The 14,544-nt window shown below is 65.0% G+C and carries 11 protein-coding genes; 7 read left to right on the top strand and 4 right to left on the bottom strand.

The genetic code is table 11. From position 1 onward, the window contains the following. Positions 1-7: 7 nt before the first annotated feature. Positions 8-1,087: a hypothetical protein gene (locus FMA36_RS01945; protein WP_159263488.1), complete on the bottom strand. Its 1,080-nt coding sequence runs from the start codon at positions 1,085-1,087 to the stop codon at positions 8-10. A 117-nt stretch (positions 1,088-1,204) separates the two neighbouring features. Beyond that, on the bottom strand, positions 1,205-2,113 hold the full coding sequence (gene hemF, locus FMA36_RS01940; RefSeq protein WP_159260393.1) for an oxygen-dependent coproporphyrinogen oxidase: 909 nt from the start codon (positions 2,111-2,113) through the stop codon (positions 1,205-1,207). A gap of 173 nt (positions 2,114-2,286) precedes the next feature. Between hemF and FMA36_RS01935 the strand changes: the two genes are divergently transcribed. Both FMA36_RS01935 and FMA36_RS01930 read left to right on the top strand, forming a co-directional pair. Continuing rightward, complete coding sequence (locus FMA36_RS01935; protein WP_159260391.1) at positions 2,287-3,105, top strand: cytochrome c1; 819 nt, start codon at positions 2,287-2,289, stop codon at positions 3,103-3,105. After that, positions 3,095-4,000, top strand: coding sequence for an S-methyl-5'-thioadenosine phosphorylase (locus FMA36_RS01930; protein WP_159260389.1), 906 nt, complete (start codon positions 3,095-3,097; stop codon positions 3,998-4,000). Before FMA36_RS01935 ends, FMA36_RS01930 begins: the two co-directional genes overlap by 11 nt. 85 nt (positions 4,001-4,085) lie before the next feature. On the opposite strand, the gene FMA36_RS01925 is transcribed toward FMA36_RS01930, so the two are convergent. After that, positions 4,086-4,748, bottom strand: coding sequence for a dienelactone hydrolase family protein (locus FMA36_RS01925; RefSeq protein ID WP_159260387.1), 663 nt, complete (start codon positions 4,746-4,748; stop codon positions 4,086-4,088). A gap of 444 nt (positions 4,749-5,192) precedes the next feature. On the opposite strand from FMA36_RS01925, the gene FMA36_RS01920 reads away from it, so the two are divergent. The 3 genes from FMA36_RS01920 (at position 5,193) to FMA36_RS01910 (ending at position 7,690) form a co-directional block, all read left to right on the top strand. Next, positions 5,193-5,483, top strand: a complete 291-nt coding sequence (locus FMA36_RS01920) for a co-chaperone GroES (RefSeq protein ID WP_078526736.1) — start codon at positions 5,193-5,195, stop codon at positions 5,481-5,483. A gap of 62 nt (positions 5,484-5,545) precedes the next feature. After that, complete coding sequence (gene groL / locus FMA36_RS01915; protein ID WP_078526738.1) at positions 5,546-7,192, top strand: chaperonin GroEL; 1,647 nt, start codon at positions 5,546-5,548, stop codon at positions 7,190-7,192. A 294-nt stretch (positions 7,193-7,486) separates the two neighbouring features. After that, complete coding sequence (locus tag FMA36_RS01910; protein WP_010507660.1) at positions 7,487-7,690, top strand: cold-shock protein; 204 nt, start codon at positions 7,487-7,489, stop codon at positions 7,688-7,690. 43 nt (positions 7,691-7,733) lie between these two features. Here FMA36_RS01910 and FMA36_RS01905 read toward each other — a convergent pair whose 3' ends face one another. Beyond that, on the bottom strand, positions 7,734-10,664 hold the full coding sequence (locus tag FMA36_RS01905; RefSeq protein WP_159260385.1) for an ATP-dependent DNA helicase: 2,931 nt from the start codon (positions 10,662-10,664) through the stop codon (positions 7,734-7,736). A gap of 132 nt (positions 10,665-10,796) precedes the next feature. Here FMA36_RS01905 and FMA36_RS01900 point away from each other — a divergent pair, with 132 nt between their 5' ends. Then, positions 10,797-12,404 (top strand): lysine--tRNA ligase, encoded by a 1,608-nt coding sequence (locus tag FMA36_RS01900; protein WP_159260383.1) that lies wholly within the window; start codon positions 10,797-10,799, stop codon positions 12,402-12,404. Positions 12,405-12,414: 10 nt separating this feature from the next. Then, positions 12,415-14,517, top strand: coding sequence for a lysylphosphatidylglycerol synthase domain-containing protein (locus FMA36_RS01895; protein WP_159260367.1), 2,103 nt, complete (start codon positions 12,415-12,417; stop codon positions 14,515-14,517). Positions 14,518-14,544: the final 27 nt, after the last annotated feature.

Below are 14,544 nucleotides of genomic sequence, written 5' to 3'. Positions count from 1 at the left end.
CCGCCGTTCAGCCCAGCCGCCAGGTGGGCAGGTTGGCGGCCAGCCAGCGGCGCAGGGTCATGATGCTTGAGGTATCGCCCGAGATCTGGCGCAGCGCCTCGGTTGCGTCCGTGCCGGTGAGCAGCGTGCGGCCCGCATCATGCATCGTGGCCTGCACGGTCCCGTCATGGAGTGCCTGCGTGGTCGCCGCCCGCCACCGCGCCAGCGTGGCCGATGAGGTGAGCATGGGCAGCACCAGCGCCAGATCCACCCCGGCAGCCCCCGCGAGTGGCCTGAGTGCTGCATGAAGCAGGCTGTTCAGCGCCGAGCGGGCATCCTGGCGCAGCCGGTCTTCCATGTTCATGATTGTCTGGCCGGGCAGGCTGACGGTGCCGGGCCGGTCGGTCAGGGCAAACAGGGCAGGGCAGCCCGCCTGCGCCAGCGTGCTGGTCAGGGCGGCCGTCTCGGGCGTGCCCAGCGGGTCGGTAATCTGGATGACATCGACCTGATTGTCGCGCAGGGCAGCAGCGGCGGCCTGTGGCGTGGCAATGCCTGTAACCGGTATGGGCCGCAGCCCGAACAGGCTCATGGCCAGCACGGTGGGCAGTTCGATGCCGGTCAACGTCGAGACGGCAATGCGCACGGGCCGGTCGCGCATGAAGTTGCCAAGGCTGCGGTGCAACTGCGTGCGCCCGATCACGACGGGCACCGTCAGGCTGAGCAGCAGCGGCAGCCAGCGGCTGTAATCGAAATGGATGCGCGGGTCGCCGCATAGCGAGGAGACCAGCGCCGAGCCGGGTGCGGCCAGCGCCATCATGCCATCGGATGCGAACTGGGAATCGAACAGGTTGGCGCCCGTCACGCCATCCTGCCCCACGGTATCGCGTACGCTGAGCGGGTTGGACAGGCCCAGCCCCTGGCCCAGGGCCGTGGGCAGGATGGGGCTCCAGCGTTCCGCCATGGCGCTGTGGCTGCCCGCCATGAGCAGCCCCGGCGTGCCGGTGGGTAGCTGGGGCAGGCGCTCACGCGGGAGTTCCGAGGCCCGCGCCCCCCATGGCAGGGCGGAACCTGCGGCCACAAGGGCCATGAAAGCCCGGCGGCTGATCATGGCTGGCGCCGCCGGCAGGGTCCGTGCATTGCCGGTGCGCTGTCGGCCCATGCGGCATGGAGGCGGATGGACTGGTCAGGGCAGGGCAGGGAGCGTGAAACGGGCATGGCGCTATTCTTATGGCCAGTGGACTTCCGGGGGAAGGCTCATGAGGATGGCTTCGGTGTTTCCGCCGGTTTTGAGGCCAAAAATCGTGCCACGGTCATGCAGCAGGTTGAACTCGACATACCGCCCGCGCCGGACAAGCTGCGCCTTGCGCTGCTCGGGCGTCCAGGGCTCCATCATGCGGCTGCGCACGATGTCGGGATAGGTTTCGAGAAAGCCAAGCCCCACATCGCGGGTGAACGCGAAATCGGCATCGAGGTTGCCGGTATTGAGCCGGTCATAGAAAATGCCGCCCAGGCCACGCGCTTCATCACGGTGAGGCAGGTAGAAGTACTTGTCGCACCATTCCTTGAAGCGGGGATAATATTCCGGGTCATGTTTCTCGCATGCCTTGCGGAACCCGTCATGAAAGCGCTCGCCATCGCTGATGGCCGCCGCACTTTCGGGGAACATGGGGGTGATATCGCCACCGCCGCCAAACCAGCCCTGCGTGGTGATGATCATGCGGGTGTTGAAATGGGCCGCGGGCACCAGCGGACTGCACATATGGGCAACGAGGCTGATGCCGGTGGCAAAGAAGCGGGGGTCTTCCGATGCGCCGGGAATCGAGTCGCGGAAGCCGGGGCTGAACACCCCGCTCACGGTGGAGACGTTGACCCCCACCTTTTCAAACACGCGCCCGCGCATGAGGCTGATCACGCCGCCGCCGCCGGGCGTGCCATCATCGTTGGTGCGCGACCACGGCTTGCGCTCGAAGCGGCCTGCGGCTTCCTTGCCGGGCAGGGTGGGCGTGCCAGCGGCCACGGCCTCATCCTCGATCTGTTCAAAGGCCGTGCAGATCCGGTCGCGCAGGGTTTCAAACCAGGTCCGGGCCGTGTCCTTCAGTGCGTCGTGGGCGACGGGGGTGCGGGAAATTGTCATGCTCGTCTCATTTAGCCCGTTCTGGTCGTTCGCGATGGATATTACGGGTGCCCGTTTGCTCCACTTATTGCAAGACAGGTGATTGCAAGACCGGTCGCGCTGCCGCTAGGAAGGAGGCCTGCCCTGCGCAGGAATGCGAGGGATACGGAAATTGTGGCGGGAATGTAGCAGACATGCATGAACCGGGTCATCGGCAGCGCGGGGCGCGACATCGGCGCAGCATGTTACGGCATGGGCTGCTGCTTGGCGGGTTGCTCGCGGGTGTGCCCATGGGCAACGGGGCCAGGGCGCAGGCGCATGATTACCGCGAGCCGCCCCGTCAGCACTGGAGCTTTCAGGGGCCGCTGGGGCATTTTGACATGGCGGCCGTGCAGCGTGGCTACACGGTGTATGCCCAGGTCTGTTCCACCTGCCACGGCATGAGTGCCGTGACCTATGGCGACCTGGCCGGGCTGGGGCTGAAGGAGGCGGATGTCAACGCGCTGGCCGCCAGCCACCACCTCCCGGCGGGCGTTGATGCAGGCGGCCATCCGGTCTCCCGGCCCGCCAACATGGATGACCATCTGCTCTCCCCCTATCCCGATGCGCATGTGGCGGCGGCGGCCAACCATGGCGTGGTGCCCCCCGACCAGTCGCGGCTTGCCGTGGTGCATCCCGGCGGGGTGGACCGCATCTATGCCTTCCTGACCGGCTACGGCCAGACCCCGCCTGCGGGCACGATGGTGCCGCCGGGCACGTTCTATAATCCGTATGCCGCCAACGGGCAGATCGCCATGCCGCCGCCTTTGTACGAAGGCGGCATTACCTACCCTGATGGCACGCCCGCCACGGTCGAGCAGCAGGCGCGTGATGTCACGACCTATCTGGCCTGGGTGGCAAATCCGCACCTGACGGCCCGCCATCGTGCAGGGGTGGGGACGGTCGTGTTCCTGCTGATCCTGCTTGTATTTTCCATCTGTCTGAAACGGAGAACGTGGTCCAATGTCCACTAACGCTGCCACTGGCGAGCAGATCGAGCCGGTTATCGGCCTGATCGGCGGGTCAGGCCTGTATGATATCGAAGGCCTTGAGGACAAGGAATGGCGCACGGTCGAGACCCCCTGGGGCAAGCCGTCCGACCAACTCCTGTTCGGCCGGCTTGATGGCGTGCGCTGCGTGTTCCTGCCGCGCCATGGCCGTGGCCATCCGCTGCCGCCTTCGCGCCTGAACTACCGCGCCAATATCGATGCGCTCAAGCGCTCTGGCGTGACCGATATCGTCTCGCTCTCGGCGGTCGGCTCACTCAAGGAAGAACTGCCGCCGGGCCACTTCGTGGTGATCGACCAGTTCATCGACCGTTCGTTCGCGCGCGAGAAGAGCTTTTTCGATACCGGCTGCGTGGCTCATGTCGGCATGGCCGACCCGCTGTGCCCGCGCATTGGCGATGTGCTTGAGGGCCAGTGCCGCGAGCTCGGGCTGGACGTGACCCGTGGCGGCACGTACCTGGTCATGGAAGGCCCGCAGTTCTCCACCCGCGCCGAGAGCAATCTCTACCGCTCATGGGGCTGCTCGGTGGTGGGCATGACCAACATGCCTGAGGCCAAGCTCGCCCGTGAGGCCGAGATCTGCTACGCCACCGTTGCCATGGTCACCGATTATGACTGCTGGCATGACGACCATGACAGCGTCACGGTTGATGCGGTGGTCAAGGTGATGCAGCAGAACGCCAGCCGCGCGCGTGCGCTCGTGCGTTCGGTCATCCCCAAACTCGGTGCAAAGCGTGGGCCTTGCCACGCAGGCTGCGACCGTGCGCTCGAGCACGCCATCATCACGGCACCCGAAAAGCGCGACCCGGCCCTGCTGAAAAAGCTGGACGCTGTTGCCGGTCGCGTTCTGAGCCGGGGTTAAAATATCATTTTAAAAACAGAAGTTTTTGGATGCCGCCTTAATATTTTTAAGGCGGCATTTTTTTCGCGGTTTATCCGGCAGTCTCTTACAGCCAGTGCTCGAAAAAGCTCAGCGTGCGCTGCATGGCCAGAGTGGCGGCGGCCTCGTTGTATGAGGGGCGATCCGTGCAGCCAAAGCCGTGCTCGGCACCCTCATAGGTAAAGATCTCGATCTCTTCATGCGCGGCGCGGATGGCGTCCACGTCATCGGCCGGGATATGGGTGTCTTCCGCGCCAAAATGCAACTGCACGGGGCAGTTGGGCACTTCGTTGCGGGTCTCGGCAATGCCGCCGCCATACCATGCCACGGCTGCCGCGAACGCCTTGGTGTGGCATGCTGCCTCCCACGCCAGCTTGCCGCCCCAGCAGAAGCCCACGATGCCCTTCTTCTCGGTTGTCAGCATATCGGCTGCGGCCACGAGATCGCGCAGCGCGTTTTCCTGCCCCAGTTCAGCGCGCAGCTTCAGCCCTTCGTGCATGCCCGCATTGTCATAGGGCAGGATGGCATCGCGCCGCACCCGGTCGAACAGGGCAGGGGCAATGGCCTGATAGCCCTGGGCGGCAAAGGCGTCGCACACCGCGCGGATATAGGGGGTGACGCCGAATATTTCCTGCACCACCACCACGGCGCGCGCCGCATCGGGCCGACCGGCCCGGTAGGCGGAAAATTCATGCCCGTCTGCCGCGGTAACGGTTACGACTGCGCCCATGGTTTTCACTCCATTCTTTCCTTCATTGTCAGGCAAAGAATGATGCGGCCTGCCCTGACGTCAATATGAAACCCGCGTGAAGGGCGACTTTATGAGAATTCTTTCTCATGAGGCCCACCCTGCCGCGCGGCGTAATGGAATCGGCACGGCTGCGTGTCATGCATTGCGGGGAGGGCTGTTCCGCCGCTTTTGATGGGGGATGGAATGGTTTTCTAACCAATTGATATTTAATTGGAAAATGTGGATTTTCCCTCGGAACGCCTTTTGTACGCGAATTCTGCGCCGTCTCGCTCCGCACCATTCTTGACACCTGTGGGGGCGCTACCTATCTGGTGTTTAGCACTCTCACGAGGGGAGTGCTAACGCGATGCGGCCTGGCGCGCGCGCCAACCGGTGGCGTTGCTTGATTCAAGGGCGTTACCTTTAGAAGATTTGGAGCGATCCATGACGAAATTTCGTCCCCTGCATGACCGTGTGGTCGTCCGTCGCCTTAAGAGCGAGGAAAAGACAGCAGGTGGTATCATCATCCCTGAGACCGCCAAGGAAAAGCCGATGGAAGGCGAGGTGATCTCGGTGGGCGCAGGTGCCCGTAACGAGCAGGGCCAGATTGTGGCTCTCGACGTGAAGGCGGGTGACCGCGTCCTGTTCGGCAAGTGGTCGGGCACGGAAGTGACGATCAACGGTGAAGAACTGCTGATCATGAAGGAAAGCGACATCATGGGCGTGGTCGCCTGACCCACCCGCGCTTTCCGCACCGGGTAACCTTTTAAAAACCTTTCCATACGGAGAAGAGAACAATGGCAGCCAAGGACGTAAAGTTCGGCGGTGAAGCCCGCCAGCGCATGCTGCGTGGCGTGGACATTCTGGCCGATGCAGTAAAAGTGACGCTGGGCCCCAAGGGCCGTAACGTCGTGCTCGACAAGAGCTTCGGCGCACCGCGCATCACGAAGGACGGTGTCTCCGTCGCCAAGGAAATCGAACTGGCCGACAAGTTCGAGAACATGGGCGCGCAGATGGTCCGTGAGGTCGCCTCCAAGACCAACGACATCGCAGGCGACGGCACCACCACGGCAACCGTGCTGGCACAGGCCATCGTGCGCGAAGGTGCCAAGGCTGTTGCCGCTGGCATGAACCCGATGGACCTCAAGCGCGGCATCGACAAGGCGGTTGGCGTTGTCGTTGAAGAGCTGAAGAAGAACGCCAAGAAGATCACCACGCCTGCCGAGACCGCACAGGTCGGCACGATTTCCGCCAATGGCGAGCATGAAATCGGCGAGATGATCTCCAAGGCGATGCAGAAGGTCGGCTCCGAGGGCGTGATCACGGTGGAAGAGGCCAAGGGCCTACACACCGAGCTCGACGTGGTCGAGGGCATGCAGTTCGACCGTGGCTACATCTCCCCGTATTTCGTGACGAACGCGGAGAAGATGACCGTCGATCTGGACAGCCCCTACATCCTGATCCACGAGAAGAAGCTCTCCTCGCTCCAGCCCATCCTGCCGCTGCTTGAAGCTGTCGTGCAGTCCGGCCGTCCGCTGCTGATCATCGCTGAAGACGTCGATGGCGAAGCGCTGGCGACCCTGGTGGTCAACAAGCTGCGTGGTGGCCTGAAGATCGCCGCCGTGAAGGCACCGGGCTTTGGCGACCGCCGCAAGGCCATGCTGGAAGACATCGCGATCCTGACCGGTGGCCAGGTCATCAGCGAAGACCTCGGCATCAAGCTCGAGAGCGTGACGCTGGACATGCTGGGCACCGCCAAGAAGGTGCACATCGACAAGGAAAACACCACCATTGTCGAGGGTGCCGGTGCAGGCGAGGCCATCAAGGGCCGTTGCAGCCAGATCCGCGCGCAGATCGAGGAAACCACCTCCGACTACGACCGCGAGAAGCTGCAGGAACGCCTGGCCAAGCTGGCAGGCGGCGTTGCCGTGATCCGCGTGGGTGGTTCCACCGAGATCGAGGTGAAGGAGCGCAAGGACCGCGTGGACGACGCCCTGCACGCAACCCGTGCGGCTGTTGAAGAAGGCATCGTTCCCGGTGGTGGCACGGCGCTGGCACGCGCATCCACCAAGCTTGGTGGCCTGCACTTCCACAACGACGACCAGCGCGTCGGTGCGGACATCATCCGCAAGGCCCTGCAGGCTCCGCTGCGCCAGATCGCCCACAACGCGGGTGAAGACGGTGCGGTCATTGCTGGCAAGGTACTGGAAAACGACACCTACACCTTCGGTTTCGATGCTCAGATCGGCGACTACAAGGACTTGGTGGAAGCCGGCATCATCGACCCGATGAAGGTCGTGCGCACGGCGCTGCAGGATGCGGCATCGGTCGCGGGCCTGCTGATCACCACCGAGGCGATGGTTGCCGAGCGCCCCGAGAAGAAGCCCGCTGCACCGGAAGGTGGCATGGGCGGCATGGGTGGCATGGGCGGTATGGATTTCTGATCCAGCCAACCCTGCGCACCCCGGCCCCAAGCTGCAGCACGGGGCCGGATGCCAGAATAAAAAAAGGGGGAAGGGCCATTGGCCTTTCCCCCTTTTTTCATGGCCCGGGCATTTCATCATGTCAGGATCATTTGACACGGGTGCCCATTTCATGCTGCCCCTATGGGTGCACGAACGGCGTGGAAGTGGCAGGGTGTTTTCCGGATGCCCCGTTTTTTCATGGCGGTAAAGGCACACGCGCCCGGATTGCCGGTATTAGGACCGGCAAGGATGGCGCTGGAGAAGAGACTGGCTATGGCTACCGGAAAAGTAAAATGGTTCAACGCAACCAAGGGTTTTGGCTTCATCATGCCTGATGATGGCGGCAAGGACGTGTTTGTGCACATCACGGCAGTGCAGGCTGCTGGCCTGCGTGGCCTGAACGAGGACCAGGCGGTCAGCTACGACATCGCCATGGAGCGTGGCAAGGCTGCCGCGACCAACCTCAAGGCGCTCTGAGGCGTCTGCCCCGCACCGCGCGGGGAAGGGCAGGGAGACACGATCAGGAAAGCTGGTCCGCGGATATATCCTGCGCCTGCAGGAAGGCCGTGATCTCCCGCGCCGCAGCGCTCAGCCCAAGGCGGCGCACGGCCACCCCCTCGGGGAAGGCGGAAAGCAGGCGCGACGGGGTGCGCCGGTCCATAAGGACGAACACACCCCTGTCCTGCCTGCTGCGGATCAGGCGGCCAAAAGCCTGGCGCAGGCGCAGGCGGGCAATCCTGTCATCAAAGCGCCCCGGCGCGCCGCCCGACAGGTGAATGCGCCGCTCGCGGTGCAAGATATCGGGTCGCGGCCACGGCACGCGCTCGAAGGCGACAAGACGCAGGGCCTCGCCCGGCACATCCACCCCATCACGCATAGCATCCGTGCCCAGCAGGCAGGCATTGCGCTCGCTGCGCATGATATCGACCAGCGTTGCGTTATCCATCGGGTCCACATGCTGGGCAAACAGCGGCAGGCCCGCTTCCTCCAGCGGGTTCACGATGCGGCGATAGACCTCGCGCAGGCGTGAGATGGCGGTAAACAGCCCCAAAGCCCCCCCGCCCGATGCCATGAACAGCGTACGGTAGGCCCCGGCAAGGGCCGCCGGGTCATCATGCGCGACATCGGTAATGATGAAGGCCCGGCTCTGCCGCGCGTAATCGAACGGGCTGGGAAACGACGCGCGTATGGCAGGCGAGGGCAGGTGGATTGCACCCGAGCGCGCCTCGGCGGCATCCCATGCGCGCTCGGCGCTGTCATTGGTGTTGTCCTCACCGCTTTCGTCGCGCAGCGTGGCGGATGTGACCAGCACGCCATGTGCCGGGGCTGCCAGCACGCTGGCAAACGGAATGGTCGGGTCCAGCCAGTGGCGGTACAGCCCCACGTCCCGCTCGCCGGGGTTCTGGCCCTCGCGCCGGTCCATGCGGATGTAATCAATATATTGCGGCGTTTGTCCATCCGTGGGCGGTTCATTTGCCTGCATGCTGCCCAGCATGGCGCACCAGCCATCCACACGTGAGAGTGCGCGCCGGCGGATGGAGCGGATGGCGGCGGCAATGCGCTCGCGCATGGGGGTGTCGAGCCAGTCGGCCTCGGTTTCCAGCGCTTCATCAAGGCGGGTGACCAGCGTGCGCAGCGGCTCGGCCAGCCGCCTTAATGCCCGTTCCAGCGCCTGCGCCGCCGCATGCAGCGATTCGGGCATGGGGTAGAGGTCGCATTCGCTGTCACTGCGGCGCGGGCCACCCTCGGGGCTGCCCTGCGTGCGTGCGAGTACCTGCTGGCGCAGCTCATGCAGCAGCGCCTCGGAGGGGTTGGACAGCACCGGCTCCTCGCCCTGGGCGGGTACGCGGGCTGCCCGGTGCACCGGGTCAAGGGCCGCGAGGCGGGCCGACCAGCCTGGTGCTGGCAGGGCGCGGGCGGCCATCAGCGCGGTATCGAGTGGCGTTTCGATGCGGGGAATGTTGGCCAGCAGGTCTTCAAGCCTGCGCCGCAGGCCGCGCGCGCGTGAGCGGGCTCCTTCGGCCCCAAGCAGCCAGCGCCGCAGTTCGGCGGCTTCCAGCCCTGAAAGTTCAAGAGCGAAGGCGCTGTCTGCCGCATCGGCAATATGGTGGCCCTCATCCATGATGTAGCGGGTGGGGGTGTTGTCCTCGTTGCTTGCTCCGGTGCCATCAAGCGCATGCCATGCTGCCTGCGACATGACGAGCGCGTGGTTGGCAATCACGAGGTCCGCCGTGCGGGCGCGGCGGATGGAATGCTCCACCATGCATTGCTGGTAATGCGGGCAGGCTCCGTGGATGCACTCGCCCCGCCGGTCGGCAATGCTGGTCAGCAGCCCGCGCCCGAACAGATCGGCAAACCAGCCGGGCAGGTCGCCGCCAAACAGGTCGCCATCCTGTGTGTGGGCCGCCCACAGCGCCACCAGCGCCAGCCCGATGAGGGTGGCATCGCCCGCCTGCCCGCGTGAGAGCGCGATGTTCACGCTCTCCTCCATGTTGAGCAGGCACAGATAGTTCTCACGCCCCTTGCGCACCACCACATGGCTGCGGCGCACCGCCGGGTCAGGGTAGAGCCGGGCCAGTTCGGATTCGATCTGGCGTTGCAGGTGGCGGGTATAGGTGCTGATCCACACAGCACCCCCGTTGCGGCGCGCCCAGATATTGGCGGGTGCCACATAGCCCAGCGTCTTGCCGGTGCCGGTGCCGGCCTCGGCCAGCACCATGTGCGGATCGCCCTGTGTGGCGCGCGGTGTGAAGGCACGGGCGGCGACGTGGCTGAAGGCCTCCTGCGCGGGACGGTGCTCCGCACCTTCGCCAATAATCTCGCGCAGATGCGCCTGTGCCTCCTCCCCGCTGACCGGATGGGCGGCAGGGGCAGGGCGCGGGGCGGTTTCCTCCCATTTGGGCAGGCGGGTCCAGACCTTGAGCGCCTCGTTGGGCTGGATCAGGCCCGCAGGCAGCGGCCCGTCATCCTTCAGGCCAAGTGCTGCGCAGACCGATGGCCCCCACGCCCATCCCGCCTTGCGCATGCGCCACGCAAGGGCCGCGCGGATGCCGCCCTCGGGCGTGTTGCGCAGGCGGGCGATGCGGCCGAGCATCTCGAAGGCAAGGTCAGGCAGCAGGTCGGCCTCGGGGGCCTCGAGCCTGTCCGCCTCGAGCCCGAGCGCCATGCCCAGCCCACGCGCGGTGGGCGGCGTTGCCTGGGCGGGCTGGGTGAAGGCGAACAGTTCGAGCAGGTCCAGCCACGGGCAGGGGCGTGGCGGTGGCGGCAGGTCGAGCCTGCGCGCGATGGCAGGCGCGTGGATGACCATGGGCACGGGCCACTGCGGCAGTTCACGACGGATGTCGGGGGCCTGCATGGACAGGATTTCCCCATCCGGCGTGAGCACCGACCAGGCGCCGTGCCGGGGAAGGATCGCCGGGGCGCTGTCCGGCAGGGGCGGGGTGTCTGGCATGGTCTTCAATGATATAGGGTACAAGCGGGCAGATGTCGCCCGCCGTGTGTCATGCCATTCTTATTGCTGTACCCTATGGTGTGGAATAGGATGGATTGACCCGTGCCCTTCCTGCCCATAGCTTGCCGGTCCATGTCAGAACAGCATCCTGCCCTTATCTCGCCCCTTCCCAAGTCCTGGCCGTTCGAGGAGGCCGCCAAACTGTCCGCGCATGTTGGCGCGCGCACGGTTACGGCCGATAAACCCGTGCTGCTGGAAACCGGTTATGGTCCGTCTGGCCTGCCGCATATCGGCACGTTTGGCGAAGTGGCGCGCACATCATGGGTCAGGCAGGCGTTCACGAAGCTGACCGGCCTGCCCACGCGGCTTCTGGCCTTCTCTGATGATATGGACGCCCTGCGCAAGGTGCCCGAGAACGTGCCCAATCAGGAGATGCTGCGCCAGTATATCGGCAAGCCGCTCTCGCGCGTGCCCGATCCGTTCGGCACGCATGAATCCTTTGCCGCCCACAACAATGCCCGCCTGCGTTCCTTCCTTGATGGCTTCGGGTTTGATTACGAATTCGCTTCCTCCACGCAGTATTATGAAGGCGGGCGTTTTGACGCGGCGCTCAGGCGCGTGCTTGAGGTGCATGACAAGATCGTGGCCGTCATCGCCCCTACGCTGGGTGAGGAACGCCGCGCCACCTATTCCCCCGTGCTGCCCATTCACCCGCGTACGGGGCAGGTGATGCAGGTGAAGATGGACGCCATCGACCCCGTGGCAGGCACCGTGCGCTGGACCGATGAAGAAGGCGAGACCTTCGAGACGCCGGTAACCGGCGGCCATGCCAAGATGCAGTGGAAGGCCGACTGGGCCATGCGCTGGTATGCGCTGGGCGTTGATTATGAAATGTCGGGCAAGGACCTGATCGACAGCGTGCGCCTTTCGGGCAGGATCTGCCGCATCCTTGGCGGCCAGCCGCCCGCGGGCCTGACCTATGAGCTGTTCCTGGACCAGAACGGGCAGAAAATTTCCAAATCCAAGGGCAATGGCATCTCGGTCGAGGAATGGCTGCGCTACGCCCCGCCTGAAAGCCTGGGCCAGTACATGTTCAACGCGCCGCAGCGCGCCAAGCGGCTGTTCTTTGATGTCATCCCCAAGGCGACGGATGAATATCTGGCCCATGTGGGCAAGGCCCGCGCCATGGAGCCTGCTGACCCCGCGCTGTTGACCAACCCGGCCTGGTTCATCCACAAGGGTGCGATCCCGCACGATGCTGGCAGCCCGGTCACGTTCGGCATGCTGCTCAACCTCGCCTCGGTTGCCAATGCCGAGACGCCGGATGTGCTGTGGAAGTTCATCCAGCGCTACGACGCCGATGCCACGCCCGAAAGCTGCCCCATGCTGGCGCGTCTGGTGGAATACGCCATCGTCTACTACGCCGATTTCGTGCGCCCCACCAAGCAGTACCGCGCGCCTGATGCCCATGAACGCAAGGCGCTGGCCGACCTGGCCGAGGCCCTGCGCGGCATGGAAGGTGGCGATGTCAGCCCCGATGCCTGCCAGAACCTTGTGTTCGAGATTGGCAAGACCCATGGCTTCGAGCCGCTGCGCGCGTGGTTTGGCTGTCTGTATGAAGTACTGCTGGGCCAGAAGGAAGGCCCGCGCTTTGGCATCTTTGTTGCCCTCTATGGCGTGGCGGAAACCGTGGCCCTGATCGAGGCCGCCCTGACCCGCGCCGAGGGAACGGCGGCCTAAGGGCCTGCCCATGGCTGAACGTCCGACCAAAGACGCAACGCCTGCCCCGCCCCAAGGTGATGGGCCCACCGGGGCGGGCCTGACTCCCGCGCGCCGGCGCAACGCGCTGCTACGTCACCTGCCGCATGTGCTGGGGCTGTTTTTGCTGGTGGGTGCGGTGGTCGTGGTGCAGCGCGAGGTGCGCACCCTGCACTGGCAGGACATCAGTCACGCGCTGCTCACCATTCCCGCCACCACGCTGTGGGCCGGGGCAGGGTTTACGCTGCTGTCCTATCTGGTACTGTCCTTTTATGACTGGCTTGCCGTGCGGCAGGTGGGCTGCAAGCTAGCCTTCCGGCGCACGGCGTTTGCGGCGTTCTGCTCGTATGTGCTGTCGCATAATCTGGGGTTTTCCGCCATTTCGGGTGCGGCGGTACGCTTTCGGCTGTATGGCAACTGGGGGCTGAAGCCTTTTGAGGTCGCCCAGATCATTGCGTTCTGTTCCGCCACCTATCTTTTGGGGGCTGCGGTGCTGATCGGCAGCGTGCTGGTGCTGGAGCCGGGCACGGTGCCCTTCATCGGCCATGCGCTGCCCTCGCCCATGATGCGGCTGGCGGGCTGCGTGTTGTGGGCGGGGGTGATCGGCTATGTCATTGCCGGGCGCTACGTGAACGAGATCAGGGTCTGGCGCTGGCAGGTCACCTTTCCATCCGCCGGCATGGCGGTAATGCAGACCCTTGTCGCGGCACTTGAGGTCGCGGCGACGGCGGCCATCGCCTACACCTTCGTGCCTGCGGCGCCGGGTCTGGATTACGGCACGTTCCTGGCTATCTACATCGCCTCCTACACCGCAGGGCTGGTGGCCAGCGTGCCGGGGGGCTTGGGCGTATTTGACGGCACGATGATGCTGGCCCTTGGCGCCTACGTGCCTGCCACGCGGGTTGTGACCGCCATCCTGATCTTCCGTCTGTTCTATTACATCGTGCCGCTGTTCGTGGCGGGCATCATGTTCGCGGCGCACGAACTGTTCCTGCGCGGTGATGCTGCCCTTTCGCGCAAGGGGAGTGCCGGTAGCCCCCTGCGCGGGCCGCGGCCCGGCAGGCCAAGCCAGGTGATCCGTGAAAGCGAGGCCGATTTCTCGGTGGCGGTGGCAACCGGCGCGGTCTCGCTGTGTGGCGGGCTGCTGCTGGCGCTGACCCTGCTCGACCCCGAAAGCTGGTTGAACGCGGGCCGCCTGCAGCCGCTCTTCGCCATGGTGGGGGACTATCTGCTCTCGCTGATCGGTGTTGCGCTGATCGGGCTGGGCATTGGGCTTTCGCAGCGCGTGACGCTGGCGTGGAAGGCCACGATCGGGCTGCTGTCCGTGGCATGCGCGCTGACGCTGCTGCGCGACTCGCCCATGGCGGTGCCGGGCCTGCTCATGCTGGTGTGCCTGCTGATCGCCCCTTTCCGTGGCTCCTATTACCGCCATGCGCGGATCATGAGCGAGCCGCTTTCCTCGCAGACCATTCTCTCCCTTGTGCTGCTGATCAGTTCGGTCGTGGTGCTGGTGCTGGCGGGGCCGCATGATTCGGCGGGGGGAAGCTGGTGGGAGATCATGCTCTTCGCCACCCGTCCGGGCATTGCGCAATGGACACTGGGGCTCGCGGTCATGCTGGGGCTGGTCATGATCGTGCGGCTGGTGCGGCCGGGGCGCATTCATGTGCTGCCGTGGAACAAGCAGGGCCAGGCCCGTTACCGCGCCCTTGACCATGCGCTTGACGGGGTGGGGCAGGTTACCCCCGCGCCTTCGGGCCTGATACCGGGCGCGCGGCGTCAGGCGCTGCTGCCCTTCGTGCGGCTGGGGCCGTATCTGGTCGGGCTGGGTGACCCGGCGGGCCATGCGGATGACTGCACATCGGCCATATGGTGGCTGCGCGACCTTGCGGTGCAGGAAGGTTGCCAGCCTGCCTTCTGGCATGTCGGCACGAGCCTGCTTGCGGTCTATAATGAACTGGGCCTGACGCCGTGGCCCCTGACGGAAGAAGGCGCGCCCCTGCATCCGTGTTTCCTGTGTGCGGGTGCCGATGACCTGAACACGATCCGCTCGCTCATGGAAAAGGCCTTCGCGCCGTTGGGGCAGAGCGGATGCTGAGGGGATGTGCCACGTGGCGTAAAGGAA

This window comes from Komagataeibacter xylinus (genome assembly GCF_009834365.1).
Lineage (GTDB): Bacteria > Pseudomonadota > Alphaproteobacteria > Acetobacterales > Acetobacteraceae > Komagataeibacter > Komagataeibacter xylinus_D.
This window is presented reverse-complemented; position numbering and strand designations above follow the sequence as displayed.

Bases quoted from the DNA above. Each gene is read 5' to 3' on its own strand.
- FMA36_RS01905 (WP_159260385.1), bottom strand. From the start codon at position 10,664: ATGCCAGACACCCCGCCCCTGCCGGACAGCGCCCCGGCGATCCTTCCC.
- FMA36_RS01900 (WP_159260383.1), top strand. From the start codon at position 10,797: ATGTCAGAACAGCATCCTGCCCTTATCTCGCCCCTTCCCAAGTCCTGG.
- FMA36_RS01945 (WP_159263488.1), bottom strand. From the start codon at position 1,087: ATGATCAGCCGCCGGGCTTTCATGGCCCTTGTGGCCGCAGGTTCCGCC.
- FMA36_RS01895 (WP_159260367.1), top strand. From the start codon at position 12,415: ATGGCTGAACGTCCGACCAAAGACGCAACGCCTGCCCCGCCCCAAGGT.
- FMA36_RS01935 (WP_159260391.1), top strand. From the start codon at position 2,287: ATGCATGAACCGGGTCATCGGCAGCGCGGGGCGCGACATCGGCGCAGC.
- FMA36_RS01930 (WP_159260389.1), top strand. From the start codon at position 3,095: ATGTCCACTAACGCTGCCACTGGCGAGCAGATCGAGCCGGTTATCGGC.
- groL (WP_078526738.1), top strand. From the start codon at position 5,546: ATGGCAGCCAAGGACGTAAAGTTCGGCGGTGAAGCCCGCCAGCGCATG.
- FMA36_RS01925 (WP_159260387.1), bottom strand. From the start codon at position 4,748: ATGGGCGCAGTCGTAACCGTTACCGCGGCAGACGGGCATGAATTTTCC.
- hemF (WP_159260393.1), bottom strand. From the start codon at position 2,113: ATGACAATTTCCCGCACCCCCGTCGCCCACGACGCACTGAAGGACACG.
- FMA36_RS01910 (WP_010507660.1), top strand. From the start codon at position 7,487: ATGGCTACCGGAAAAGTAAAATGGTTCAACGCAACCAAGGGTTTTGGC.
- FMA36_RS01920 (WP_078526736.1), top strand. From the start codon at position 5,193: ATGACGAAATTTCGTCCCCTGCATGACCGTGTGGTCGTCCGTCGCCTT.